A 12255-nucleotide genomic window follows, 5' to 3' on the forward strand; every position below is an offset into this window, starting at 1 on the left:
TGTATTTACGACAGGTTTCAGGATTAATTTTTAAGAGAAGTGAGATGAGAATGTAAGGAGAGCTATTTCGGATATTAGTTGAAATAGCTCTTTTTTTATAAGTGATCATCGCTGTTTTTCATACTCTTGTTACTGACTGCAAAATTTTTTAGTCCCTAAAAATACTTGTTTTACTTTAAAAAGGACAACAAGCTCAATATATTCAGGCAACTTTTTTCTGAATAGTATAATTTTATATTTTTTTAAAAAATTTTGAATGTCAGAACAGAGAAATTATTCAAAATAATAATATTCATCCTCTTTATATTCAGGATGAGAAGGTTTATAAAAAGCAAGATTTTTAAAAAAGAAACCTGTTTTTTTCTTGGAAAGTTCATCTCTTATTTTTTCAGTCATATCTTTTCCAAAAATGTATACTGTTTTAACTTTTGAGTTTTCAGGAATATCAGGGTTATCCCAATTGATTTTTTTAGAAGGATCAACTTCGACACATACTGCAAAAAGCTTTATATGATTAACATGGAAGTTTTTAATTATAATATTCCAGTAAGAAGTGAAACATTGCTGATTTTTAATATAACTCATTGAATTTTCTTTTATATTTTGTTTGATTTTTTCTGAAAAATCTTTAAATAGTGTATTTTGTCCATATGAAATATTGGAAAAAACAAGTAAATAGAAAAAAATAAATAAATTTTTCAGACAGTTTTTCATATCAGCTCTCCTTTAAAAAAATAAAATATATAGTATTTTATCATTTAAAAAAAGGATTTACAATATATTTAAAAATTAAATTGAATTTTAAATAATGACAGTACTGTAAAAGCAATATAAAAAAGATTCAAAGATAAAAATTTAATATATAAAGTATAGCAATTTAATTTGCCTTTTTAAGTAGAATATGATAAATTAAAAATATATATATTACAAGGAGTGATTTTAAATGAAACGATTCAGAAATTTAATATTAATTGCAGCAGGAATGGCAACTTTATCTTGTTCTATAATGGAAAACGGTAATTCATCAATAAGCGGAGGCATTTCAAAAATGAAAAATGTTGATTATTATTCATGTCCTGTAGATGATATAAAAGTCGAATATATGAACAAAGGGGAAAAAATAAAGCTTACCGACTTTTCAGGTGAAGTGTATGAATTTAAAAGTTCTAAATCTGCAAGCGGTTCTTACTATGAAAGTTCAGAAGGATCTTTTCATGTAAAAGGAAATGAAGCTATATTAGTACTTAACGGCAGAACATTTACATGCGGTAAAAGACAGACAGTAAAATAGTTTATTGAAAATATTATTTTTTCATATTATAGGAAACAATAATTTTAGATTAAAAGAGCTGTATTTCCACTTAATATAATATAGCTCTTTTAATTTACAAAAGATAAAATAAATGTTTTTTCATAAAATTATTTTGAAATGAAATAAAAAGTGTTTACTAAAATGTACATTTATGGTAAAATCAATATTATATAAAGACTATTTAGGAGTTGAAACAATATGTTGGAAACGTTGATTTTTAGAGAAATAAGGTATAACAACAATAATGAGGAAATGTTGGTGAAATATCAGAATAAAATTGCGGAAAACTCTGAAGATATAGAAGCTTTGCAAACATTGGCGTCTATTTATCATGCTTTGAAGGAAAATGAGAAAGCAATAGAAATTTATGAAAAACTTGTAATTTTAAAACCTGAAGATCATGAAATAAGAGCATTTTTAGGATATTTATATTATGAAGAGGAAGAACTTGATAAAGCGGAGGAAAATTTAAATAGAGCTTTGGATATTAATGCAGCAGAGCCTTTCGTACTATTTCTGTTGGGGAATGTCTATGCAAGAAGAGGAAGAATTTCAGATGCTGTAGATTGTTATGATCTGGCGATTTTTCTGGATTTTGATATATATACGGCACATATTGATTTTGCAAGGAAATACGAACATATGGGAAGACACAAAAAAGCATTAAAAGAATTTAAGGCTGCATTTGAAATAGATTCAAGGGATGAAGGATTGATTGAAAAAATAAAATATATTGAAAATAAATGCAGGACAACAGGACAGTGTGATATGAAATTTGATGAAAGAAATTATCTGGTAACATCTGATAAATTGGTATTTAATATATAGAGAAGTACAATAAATTGAGCCGATCGGATGGCTCGTTTTTATTTGTAAAAATTTATGAATTGAAAGGGAGAAAACAATGGTAAATTTAGTTTGTGAGGCGATAATACCTGACGGACCTATGAAAGAAGTGGAAGAAATTGAAAATAGTATAAGAACTATATACAGAAAAACAATATGGTCAAAATTTGTAAAAGCGATAAATGATTATAATCTTATAGAAAATGGAGATAAAATAGCCATTGGAGTATCAGGAGGTAAAGACAGTCTGTTACTTGTGAAATTATTTCATGAACTCAAAAAAGACAGAAGTAAGAATTTTGAATTTAAAGCGGTAAGCTTAAATCCCGGATTTAGAGAATCGGATCTTGAAAATTTTAAAAAAAATCTGGAAAAATTGAATATAAACTGTGCAATAATAGATACAAATATATGGGAAATTGCCAATGAAAAAGCTCAGGATTATCCATGCTTTTTATGTGCTAAAATGAGAAGAGGGATTCTTTACAGGAAAGTCGAAGAATTTGGGTATAATAAACTGACCTTAGGGCATCATTTTGATGATGTAATAGAAACTACAATGATAAATATGCTATATGCAGGAACTGTAAAAACAATGACTCCAAAAGTAAAATCAACTTCTGGGAATCTTTCATTAATAAGACCCCTGATTTATGTAAGGGAAGAAGATATTATAAATTATACAAAAAGAAATGGAATAAGAGCGATGAATTGCGGTTGTACAATAGAGGCCGGAAAAACTTCAAGTAAAAGGCGTGAAGTGAAAGAAATGTTAGCAGCTCTGGAAGAAAAAAATCCCGGTATAAAGCAAAGTATATTTAATTCTATGAAAAATATAAATTTGGAATATGTTTTTGGATATACGTCAGGAAATAAAAATAAAATGTAATGAATATAAATTTATAAAGATTCTACAAGTGTTGTAAATACTATAAGAAAATATTTTTCTTCTTGCATTATTTATAAAAATAAGGTAAAATTATTTTGATAGTAAAAATATATTATTTTTAATTTCAAATTTTAATATATTTTTTATTACAAATATTTTTAAAGTTTGAAGGAAGGATTTTTTATGCATTTATTAACAGCTCCGATTAATATTCCAATGAAAATAATTAAAATAAAAGTTGACAGTGCTCAGAAAAAAAGACTTTCCGGTATGGGACTTGTTGAAAATGGCAGTGTTTCAATTGTATCGGAAAGTTCAGGAAATTTAATTGTCAATGTTAAAGATATCAGAATAGGAATCGGAAAAGAAATTGCACAGAAAATTGTAGTTGTACCTGAGTAGTTTTTTAAACAAATTATTTATCAAAATATAAAAAATATTTAAACAGGAGGTAGAGCAATGATAACGCTGAAAGAATCTGAAGTTGATAAAAATTACATAGTAAAGAAAATATCAGGTTCGGGCTCATTTAAAAGAAGAATTATGGATATGGGGATTACAAAAAATACGGAACTTTATGTTAGAAAAGTAGCACCATTAGGAGATCCTGTACAGATATCCGTTAGGGGATATGAACTGAGTCTTAGAAAAGAAGATGCAGAATGTGTGGAAATAGAACTTATAAATCTTTAAAAAAATGACAGTAAAAAAGGAGAGAAAAATGAGTATAACCATAGCTTTAGCAGGTAATCCGAACAGTGGTAAAACAACTTTGTTTAATGCATTGACAGGCTCTAATCAGTACGTAGGAAACTGGCCGGGAGTTACTGTGGAAAAAAAGACAGGACTGTATAAGAAAAATAAAGAAATAAAAATAACTGATTTACCGGGTATTTATTCCCTTTCACCTTATACTCCTGAAGAAATAATAAGCAGGGAGTATCTTATAAATGAAAAACCGGATGTAATATTAAATATAGTGGATGCATCCAATATAGAAAGAAACCTTTATTTATCCACTCAACTGTCAGAAATAGGTATTCCTATGGTGATAGTATTTAATATGATGGATGTTGTGGAAAAAAATGGAGATAAAATAGATACAAATAAATTGGAGGAAGTTCTTGGTTGTCCGATTATTGAAATATCTGCTTTAAAAAACAGAAATATTGATAAGGTAATTGAAAAATCCCTTGAAGTTTCTAAAAAGAAAAATCAGTCACATATCAAGTCTTTTAATAATGAAATAGAAAAAATAATTACAAAAATAGAAAATATAATTTTAAATTCGACTTTTGAAGAACATAAAAGATGGTATGCAGTTAAGTTATTTGAAAGGGATGAAAAATCTACTCAAAAATTGAATTTATCAGAAGCTGAAAAAAAAGATATAAATGAAATAATTGAAAAAGCCGAGTCAGATTTTGGCGATGACGGAGAAGGTATTATTACGGATGCCCGTTATACTTTTATATCGGACATTATGGGAAAGACGTTATCAAAAGGAAGAAAAGGTCTTACAATGAGTGATAAGGTAGATAAATTACTTACAAACCGTATACTTGCTTTGCCTATTTTTGTAATAATAATGTTTTTAGTTTATTATGTGTCAATCACTGTTGTCGGTGGAGGAGTTACTGACTGGGTAAATGATACATTTTTTGGAGAAATTGTTGGAGGAAATGCTGCGAATCTTCTTGAAAAACTTGAAGTTGCACCATGGCTTTCAAGTCTTGTAGTTGACGGAATAATAGGAGGTATCGGAGCTGTACTTGGATTTCTTCCTATAATTACGACATTGTATATATTTATGGCAATATTGGAAGATATAGGATATATGTCGAGAATAGCATTTATTTTGGATAGAATATTCCGTAAATTTGGTCTTTCAGGAAAATCTTTCATTCCTATTCTCATAGGGACAGGTTGTTCAGTTCCGGGAATTATGGCTACAAGAACTATTGAAAACGAAAGTGACAGACGGATGACTATTATAGTAGCTTCATTTATGCCGTGCGGGGCGAAAACGGAAATAATAGCACTTTTCTCAGCTTCTATTTTTGCAGGGTATAAAGGTTGGTGGTTTGCTCCTGTATGTTATTTTGCAGGAATTTTGGCAGTAGCAGTTTCAGGTATAATATTGAAAAAAACAAGAAATTTTTCAGGAAATCCTGCTCCTTTTGTAATGGAATTACCTGAATATCATCTTCCTTTATTTTCAAATATTGCAAGAACAGTCTGGGATAGAGTAAAGGCATTTATAATAAAAGCGGGAACGGTTATTTTATTGGCTTCCATAGTAATATGGTTTTTGCAGAACATATCTACCAACTTTGAGTTTGTAGAATTTTCTGAAGGCAGTCATTCCATTCTTGAAACAATAGGAAGAATAATTGCTCCGGTGTTTGCACCTGCAGGATTTGGACATTGGGCGGCAACTGTGGCTACAATGAGCGGATTAGTGGCAAAAGAAGTAGTAGTGTCTACTTTCGGTGTTGTCGCAGGGTTAGGTGATGCAGGAGCTGATGATCCTGCTATGATAGAATATGCAAACTCTATATTTACTCCTGTATCGGCATTAAGCTTTATGTTGTTTAATCAGTTATGTATTCCATGCTTTGCGGCAGTAGGAGCAATAAGAGAAGAAATGAACAGCGGAAAATGGACATGGTTTACTATTACATATCAGATGCTGTTTTCCTATGCAGTTGCATTGATAGTATTTCAATTGGGGAATGTGTTTGTATTGGGAGAAAATCTGACTGTTTGGACTTTTGTTGCGGCAGCTGTCCTCATATTTATGCTTTATATGATGTTTAAAAAAGTTCAACAGCCCGGAGAAATTAAGAAAATAAAAACAAAAGAAGTTAATGTGTAAGTGCCGAAATTGAATAAAGTGCTCAGGAAAGGGGAAAAAATGGAAAGTTTATCAACATTAATTGTATTTTTAATAATTGTGGCGATCTCAATTCTTGCAATTAAAAAAATAAGAAAAAGCGGAGGTTGCAGCTGCGGGGAAAAAAGTTGCAAATCATTTTCCCGTTGTAATAAACAGTGGAAGAAATAGTTTTTTCATGAAGACTTATTGACATCCTAATACTTTTAACTATTGACTGTAAATTTTTTAACTTTCAAAAATAATTATTATGATTGAAAAAGTTAAATTTACTATATCCGGATAGCTGTTTTTCTGTTCAACATAATTCTGTATTTTTCCGGGGAAATTTAAGAATCAATGTAAAATGGTTTTAAATATAAATGTAATTAAATTGTAATTATAAATAAAAATATAAAATTAAAGTAAAAACCAAAGTCCGATATTCAAATTATTTCAACGAAAAAAACGGAAATGAGGATAAGAAATCATTATTTGAACAGAGTAAGTGAGTATTTCTGTGTATGAAATAATTTGAATTGAACAGCTTTTCGGTGTAACTTTTTTTCTAAAAAAGATTGATCAAAAATTTGAACTGAATTTTTTTCAAAAGATTCGGTTCTTTTTATATTCTTTAGATTAACCGTTGAATAAATGAAAAAAAATTGCTATAATCATAAAATAAATGAATAGCAGAGTTTTTTATAAAAAATTATAAAAATGTTGTAGAAATAAGGAGGAGAGATGATATCATTAATATTGGCTGCAGGAAAAGGAACGAGAATGAAGTCCGAAAAACCGAAAGTTCTGCATGAAGTAAATGGGATGCCTATGTTAAAGAGAGTTTTAAAAGTAATGGAAAATATCGGAACAGAAAATAACATATTTATTTTAGGACATAAAAAAGATGAAGTTTTAAAAGTAATGGGAGATATAGAGTATGTTGAGCAGAAAGAACAATTGGGAACGGGTCATGCAGTTCTGATGGCAAAAGACAAACTTGAAAAATGTAAGGACGATGTTTTAATAACATATGGAGATGCTCCTTTACTTAAGGAGGAAACGTTGAATAAAATGAAAGAGCAGTTTTATACTAAAAATCTTGACTGTATACTTCTTTCATGTAAAGTAAGCGTTCCTTTCGGATACGGCAGAATAATAAAAAAAGACGGAAATGTAGTTAATGTTATTGAAGAAAAAGAAGCTGATGAAGAAGAAAAAAAAATAAACGAAGTAAATACAGGAGTGTACATTTTTAAATATGACAGCCTGATGGAAGTTATCGGGAAAATAAATAATAATAATTTAAAAGGAGAATATTATCTAACGGATACTATTAAAATTTTATCTGATATGGGATATAAGCTGGAAAGTTATCAAATAGAAGATGAAGAAGAAGTTTTAGGGGTAAATTCCAAAGCTCAGTTGGCTCAGGCATCTAAAATATTGAGAAATAGGAAAAATAATTATCTTATGGATAATGGAGTAATAATTATAGATCCTGATACGACATATATAGAAGAGCAAGTTGTAATAGGTGAAGATACTGTGATTTATCCAAATATAATTATTCAAGGAAATACTGAAATAGGGAGAAATTGTAAAATATTCGGAAATACAAGAATAGAAAATTCAGTAATTGCGGATAATGTTAAAATAGAATCTTCTCTTATAGAACAGTCGAATCTTGAAGAAGGAGTAACGGTAGGTCCTTTTGCTCATTTAAGACCTAAAACTTACTTGAAAAAAAATGTACATGTAGGAAATTTTGTGGAAATAAAAAATTCTGTATTGGAAGAAGGAGTGAAAGCAGGACATTTAACTTATCTGGGAGATTCTGAAGTGGGGAGAGATACAAATATCGGTGCCGGAACAATTACATGTAATTATGACGGAAAAAAGAAGCACAAAACAATAATTGGAGAAAAAGCATTTATAGGAAGTAACTCAACCATTGTTGCACCTGTAGAAATTGGGGAAAAAGCATTTACTGCTGCAGGATCCACAATAACGAAAAAAGTTCCCGAGAAAGCATTGGCATTTGGAAGAGCGAGACAAACCAATAAAGAAGGGTGGGATAAATAAATGGAAACTTCAAGTGAGCAAATTAAAATTTATGCAGGTTCTTCAAGTGGAGAATTGGCTGAAAATATAGTAAAGCATCTGGACATGAAACTGTCTTCAGTTCAGCTGATAAAATTTGCTGATGGTGAAACATTTATAAAGCCTAATGAAAGTGTAAGGGGATGTAAAGTATTTGTTGTTCAGTCAACATCTAAACCCGTAAATGAAAATATAATGGAGTTGCTTATATTTATTGATGCACTCAGAAGATCATCGGCAAAGGAAATTATAGCAGTAATACCTTATTACGGCTATGCAAGACAGGATAGGAAAGCAAGTCCCAGAGAGCCGATTACATCAAAACTTGTGGCAAATCTTCTCACAGTGGCAGGTGCTACAAGAGTTATTACAATGGATTTGCACGCAAGACAAATACAAGGATTTTTTGATATTCCCGTGGATCATATGGAAGCATTACCTATTTTAGCTAAACACTTTATAAAATATGGATTTAATCCTGAAGATACTGTAGTAGTGTCACCTGATGTGGGAGGAGTGAAAAGAGCAAGAGGGCTTGCAAGATGGTTGCATACTCCTTTAGCAATAATTGATAAAAGAAGACCGAAAGCAAATGAATCTGAAGTAATGAATATAATCGGAGATGTTAAAGGAAAAAAAGCCATATTAATAGATGATATGATAGATACAGCAGGGACAATTTGTAATGCGGCAAAAGCTTTAATTGAAAAAGGGGCTATGGAAGTTTATGCCTGTGCTACTCATGGTATATTTTCAGGACCTGCGGTTCAGAGATTGAAGGAATCCGCATTAACAAAAGTCGTTATTACAGACAGTATAGAACTGCCTGAAGATAAGAAATTCGACAAATTGAGAATTCTTTCAACAAGTAAAATGTTTGCTGAAACAATAAAGAGAATATACTGGAATGAGGCTATAAGTGATCTGTTTGAAATGCCTGTTGAAGAAAGAGAAATAACAGTCTAATGAACGATGTAAAAAAAGCAGGAGAAATACTACGGAATGGAGGTGTTGTAGTATTCCCGACAGATACTGTATACGGGATAGGTGCTCTTCCTATTGAAAAATCTGTAAGAAAAATTTATGAAATAAAAAAAAGAGATTCTTCAAAAAAAATAATTGCTTTAATTGACGATATTTCAAGGTTAAATGAACTAATAGATGAAACAGTTGGAAATTTTCAAAAAATTTTTCCTGTATTGAAAAGATTCTGGCCCGGAGAATTAACAGTAGTATTTAAGGCAAATATGGAATTTATGAAAAAATTTGATAATAAATCCGAAACTTTAGGAATAAGAATACCTAAAAACGAAACTGCTCTCGAAGTAATAAAAAGTGCAGGAGGAGTAATTCTAACTACAAGTGCGAATATTTCAGGACGGAAATCAGCTGTAAAATCAGATGAGATAGATGGAAAAATTACTGATAATGTAGATTATGTAATAGTTGAAGAAGCGAAGCTGACGGGAGTTCCTTCTACAATAATAAAATATGAAAATGGAGAAATTACTCTTCTTAGGCAAGGAAATATAACATTGGAAGAAATAAAAAAGTTAATGAAAGGATAAGTAAAGTATATGGCAAAAATGGTAAATCCCAATACAATAAATGATATGACCCTGGTAAATGCCAAAGCGCAGGCAAAAATGAGCCAACTTGTACAGAAAATAGGTAAGGGTAAACGAAAAACAAAGGTTACATTAAGTAAAAGTACAAGAAGTTATCTGACAAAACTGATTGAAGAAATGAAAAAGCAGATGAAAATTTATGAAAAACAGTTACCTAATCTTTTTCAATTTTTCAATTATTTGGACAAGGAGGCAAAAATAACAAAGGAAAATAAAAAGGAAAAAACAAAAGATATTGCATTATCTTTTGAAGAATTGGATTTTTTGAAGCTTCAGCTAAGAGAAACTATAAAAGGGATAGACAGTATGAAAAGTAAACTGAAATGGTATAATTTCCTGAAAAAGGGATTGTATAAAACATTGAAAAAACAAAATGAAGTGACATTGGAAGAATTAAGTAAAACAACAGCAATAAAATAAGAGGAGAAATTGTATTTAAGGGGAAAAGGAAGGTTGAGGACAATGAAAAATGTTATATCTTATGTAAATGATATTCTTGAAATGGGAATAAAAGAGCGTGCAAGTGATATACATATAAAATATGATAATGATGAAAGTGAAATAAAATTCAGAGTAGACGGTATTTTGACAGAAAGCTTAAAATTGGAAGAAAAAGTAAGTAAAACAGTATTTTCAAAAAATATAATTGAAATAATTTCAAGATTAAAAATTTTATCTGAGATGAATGTTGCTGAAAAGAGAAAACCTCAGGACGGTAGTTTTTCCTTCGGGTTTAACGGAGAGAATTACGATATAAGAGCAGCGTTTATGCCAACTGTGAATGGAGAAAGCATAGTTCTCAGGATATTAAAAAGTTATCTTGAAAATACTGAACTTGAAACATTGGGATTTTCAGAAAAAAACAGAGGAATCCTAAACAGGATTTTAAGCAAAAAGTACGGGCTTATACTTGTAAGCGGTCCCACAGGCTCGGGAAAATCTACTACACTTATGTCAATAATTAATATACTGAATAACGGAGAAAAGAAAATTATATCAGTAGAAGATCCAGTGGAAAATAAAATAAAGGGTATAGTTCAAGTTCAGGTAAATGAAGACATAGGGGTTACATTTCCTGAAATATTGAAAAATACTTTAAGAAATGATCCTGATATAATAGTCATTTCTGAAATCAGAGACGAAATAACGGCTGAAATAGCAGTAAGAGCAGCTCTCACAGGTCATCTCGTTATTGCTACAATTCATACAAATGATGCAATTTCTACTATTATAAGATTATCTGATATGGGTATCCCGAAATATTTGATTCTTGATTCATTAATAGGGATTATAGCTCAGAGACTGGTAGGGGGAAAATGTCGTAATTGTTCGGGAAAAGGTTGCAAAAACTGTATAAAAGGCTATAATGGAAGAATTTCTATAAATGAAATACTTGCTGTAAGTGAAAAAATAAAAAGTATTTTGAAAGATGAAAGTTCAGTACATGAATGTAAAATAAAATTGAAATCACTTCAATATGAAAATTTTACCGATTTTGAAGAAGATATAAAAGAAAAATTAGCAAAGAATATGCTTTTTGAAAAAGATGTTTTTGAATTTATAAATTAAGAGTCTATAAATATAGAAGAGTCCGGAAGAAAAACACAGTGAAACAGGAAAGGGAAAATATGAAAAAGGATATAATCGTGTATGATTTTGATAAAACAATATATGGAGGAGAATCAGGCACAAATTTTTTTACATATTATTTTAAAAAGTATCATGTAAAAGCATCATTGTTTTTTCTTTTATATCTAAGATATGTATTTTTATACCTGATAAAAATAATTGATTTGAAAAGATTGAAAGAAAAATTTTATGTATTTTTAGAAAAACATTCGGAAAAAGAAATACAGCAAATAATAGACGATTTTTGGACTGTATATTCAAAGGAGATATATGAGTGGACAGGAAGTGAGCTTGAAAAAAATAAAAAAGAAGCGGAATTGGTGATAGTAAGTTCAGCCACTCCGTTATTTCTTATTGAGAAGTTTCTTTTATCTGTAGGGTACGATGTTGTTTTCGGAACAGATTTTAAAAAAGGAAAAAAAGGAGAATTTGTTGCTGAAATTGATGGAGAAAATAATAAAGGTATTGAAAAAGTAAAAAAACTTAATAAATGGGCAAAAGAAAATAATATAGACTACAACATTGTAAAATTTTATTCTGACAGTCTGGCAGACAAACCTTTATTTGATATTGCTGAAAAAAAATATTGGATAAAAAAGGGTGAAAAAGTAGAAGGAATGCCTGATAGAAAAACTATAATAGACATATTATTCTGGAAATAAAAATAATCGGTTGACAAAATATACAGTTTTTAATATAATAGTTTTGTTGCCGCTTTAGCTCATCTGGTAGAGCAGCTGACTTGTAATCAGCAGGTGGTTGGTTCGAGTCCGACAAGCGGCACCATATACTTAATCCAAAAGCAACTCGGAAGTTGCATTTTTTTTATGTATATGATATAATAAATGAAAATAAAATATAAATTTTAATTATATGGAGGAAAAAAAGGATGGCAAAAGCTAAATTTGAGAGAAGTAAACCACACGTAAACGTAGGGACAATAGGACACGTAGACCACGGTAAGACAACGACA

At 29.9% G+C, this 12255-nt stretch carries 15 protein-coding genes and 1 tRNA gene; 15 read left to right on the top strand and 1 reads right to left on the bottom strand.

Annotation, left to right across the window (positions count from 1 at the left end; all coding sequences use genetic code 11):
• Positions 1 to 273: 273 nt before the first annotated feature.
• Positions 274 to 714 (bottom strand): hypothetical protein, encoded by a 441-nt coding sequence (locus EII29_RS10805; protein ID WP_125237535.1) that lies wholly within the window; start codon positions 712 to 714, stop codon positions 274 to 276.
• Between the two features lie 229 nt (positions 715 to 943).
• Between EII29_RS10805 and EII29_RS10810 the strand changes: the two genes are divergently transcribed.
• The 15 genes from EII29_RS10810 to EII29_RS12915 all read left to right on the top strand — a co-directional run.
• On the top strand, positions 944 to 1291 hold the full coding sequence (locus EII29_RS10810; RefSeq protein WP_125237536.1) for an MliC family protein: 348 nt from the start codon (positions 944 to 946) through the stop codon (positions 1289 to 1291).
• Between the two features lie 219 nt (positions 1292 to 1510).
• Positions 1511 to 2140, top strand: a complete 630-nt coding sequence (locus tag EII29_RS10815) for a tetratricopeptide repeat protein (protein ID WP_125237537.1) — start codon at positions 1511 to 1513, stop codon at positions 2138 to 2140.
• 76 nt (positions 2141 to 2216) lie between these two features.
• Entirely contained in the window at positions 2217 to 3047 is an 831-nt protein-coding gene (locus EII29_RS10820) for an ATP-binding protein (protein WP_125237538.1), read from the top strand.
• Between the two features lie 183 nt (positions 3048 to 3230).
• Entirely contained in the window at positions 3231 to 3449 is a 219-nt protein-coding gene (locus EII29_RS10825) for a FeoA domain-containing protein (protein WP_125237539.1), read from the top strand.
• Between the two features lie 57 nt (positions 3450 to 3506).
• Positions 3507 to 3740 (top strand): ferrous iron transport protein A, encoded by a 234-nt coding sequence (locus EII29_RS10830; RefSeq protein WP_199726078.1) that lies wholly within the window; start codon positions 3507 to 3509, stop codon positions 3738 to 3740.
• A gap of 28 nt (positions 3741 to 3768) precedes the next feature.
• Positions 3769 to 5925: a ferrous iron transport protein B gene (gene feoB, locus EII29_RS10835; RefSeq protein WP_125237540.1), complete on the top strand. Its 2157-nt coding sequence runs from the start codon at positions 3769 to 3771 to the stop codon at positions 5923 to 5925.
• 39 nt (positions 5926 to 5964) lie between these two features.
• Positions 5965 to 6114: a FeoB-associated Cys-rich membrane protein gene (locus EII29_RS10840; RefSeq protein WP_125237541.1), complete on the top strand. Its 150-nt coding sequence runs from the start codon at positions 5965 to 5967 to the stop codon at positions 6112 to 6114.
• A 552-nt stretch (positions 6115 to 6666) separates the two neighbouring features.
• Positions 6667 to 8007, top strand: a complete 1341-nt coding sequence (glmU, locus tag EII29_RS10845) for a bifunctional UDP-N-acetylglucosamine diphosphorylase/glucosamine-1-phosphate N-acetyltransferase GlmU (RefSeq protein WP_125237542.1) — start codon at positions 6667 to 6669, stop codon at positions 8005 to 8007.
• Positions 8008 to 8991, top strand: coding sequence for a ribose-phosphate pyrophosphokinase (locus tag EII29_RS10850; RefSeq protein ID WP_125237543.1), 984 nt, complete (start codon positions 8008 to 8010; stop codon positions 8989 to 8991).
• Entirely contained in the window at positions 8991 to 9593 is a 603-nt protein-coding gene (locus tag EII29_RS10855; RefSeq protein ID WP_125237544.1) for an L-threonylcarbamoyladenylate synthase, read from the top strand. The genes EII29_RS10850 and EII29_RS10855 overlap by 1 nt, the downstream gene beginning before the upstream one ends.
• Before the next feature lie 9 nt (positions 9594 to 9602).
• Positions 9603 to 10073: a viral A-type inclusion protein gene (locus tag EII29_RS10860; protein WP_125237545.1), complete on the top strand. Its 471-nt coding sequence runs from the start codon at positions 9603 to 9605 to the stop codon at positions 10071 to 10073.
• Between the two features lie 42 nt (positions 10074 to 10115).
• Complete coding sequence (locus tag EII29_RS10865) at positions 10116 to 11222, top strand: GspE/PulE family protein (protein WP_125237546.1); 1107 nt, start codon at positions 10116 to 10118, stop codon at positions 11220 to 11222.
• Positions 11223 to 11260: 38 nt separating this feature from the next.
• Entirely contained in the window at positions 11261 to 11944 is a 684-nt protein-coding gene (locus tag EII29_RS10870; RefSeq protein WP_233573320.1) for an HAD family phosphatase, read from the top strand.
• Between the two features lie 48 nt (positions 11945 to 11992).
• Positions 11993 to 12068: transfer RNA gene (locus tag EII29_RS10875), tRNA-Thr, on the top strand.
• A gap of 103 nt (positions 12069 to 12171) precedes the next feature.
• Positions 12172 to 12255: GTP-binding protein (locus tag EII29_RS12915; protein WP_233573313.1), on the top strand; the 84-nt coding region annotated here is incomplete at its 3' end.

Origin of the sequence: Leptotrichia sp. OH3620_COT-345 (genome assembly GCF_003932895.1) — a bacterium.
In the GTDB taxonomy this organism is placed as follows: Bacteria; Fusobacteriota; Fusobacteriia; order Fusobacteriales; family Leptotrichiaceae; genus Pseudoleptotrichia.

What these genes read in the sequence shown, in the direction of transcription:
- EII29_RS10805 (WP_125237535.1), bottom strand. Translation starts at nt 714, where the DNA reads ATGAAAAACTGTCTGAAAAATTTATTTATTTTTTTCTATTTACTTGTT.
- EII29_RS10810 (WP_125237536.1), top strand. Translation starts at nt 944, where the DNA reads ATGAAACGATTCAGAAATTTAATATTAATTGCAGCAGGAATGGCAACT.
- EII29_RS10815 (WP_125237537.1), top strand. Translation starts at nt 1,511, where the DNA reads ATGTTGGAAACGTTGATTTTTAGAGAAATAAGGTATAACAACAATAAT.
- EII29_RS10820 (WP_125237538.1), top strand. Translation starts at nt 2,217, where the DNA reads ATGGTAAATTTAGTTTGTGAGGCGATAATACCTGACGGACCTATGAAA.
- EII29_RS10825 (WP_125237539.1), top strand. Translation starts at nt 3,231, where the DNA reads ATGCATTTATTAACAGCTCCGATTAATATTCCAATGAAAATAATTAAA.
- EII29_RS10830 (WP_199726078.1), top strand. Translation starts at nt 3,507, where the DNA reads ATGATAACGCTGAAAGAATCTGAAGTTGATAAAAATTACATAGTAAAG.
- feoB (WP_125237540.1), top strand. Translation starts at nt 3,769, where the DNA reads ATGAGTATAACCATAGCTTTAGCAGGTAATCCGAACAGTGGTAAAACA.
- EII29_RS10840 (WP_125237541.1), top strand. Translation starts at nt 5,965, where the DNA reads ATGGAAAGTTTATCAACATTAATTGTATTTTTAATAATTGTGGCGATC.
- glmU (WP_125237542.1), top strand. Translation starts at nt 6,667, where the DNA reads ATGATATCATTAATATTGGCTGCAGGAAAAGGAACGAGAATGAAGTCC.
- EII29_RS10850 (WP_125237543.1), top strand. Translation starts at nt 8,008, where the DNA reads ATGGAAACTTCAAGTGAGCAAATTAAAATTTATGCAGGTTCTTCAAGT.
- EII29_RS10855 (WP_125237544.1), top strand. Translation starts at nt 8,991, where the DNA reads ATGAACGATGTAAAAAAAGCAGGAGAAATACTACGGAATGGAGGTGTT.
- EII29_RS10860 (WP_125237545.1), top strand. Translation starts at nt 9,603, where the DNA reads ATGGCAAAAATGGTAAATCCCAATACAATAAATGATATGACCCTGGTA.
- EII29_RS10865 (WP_125237546.1), top strand. Translation starts at nt 10,116, where the DNA reads ATGAAAAATGTTATATCTTATGTAAATGATATTCTTGAAATGGGAATA.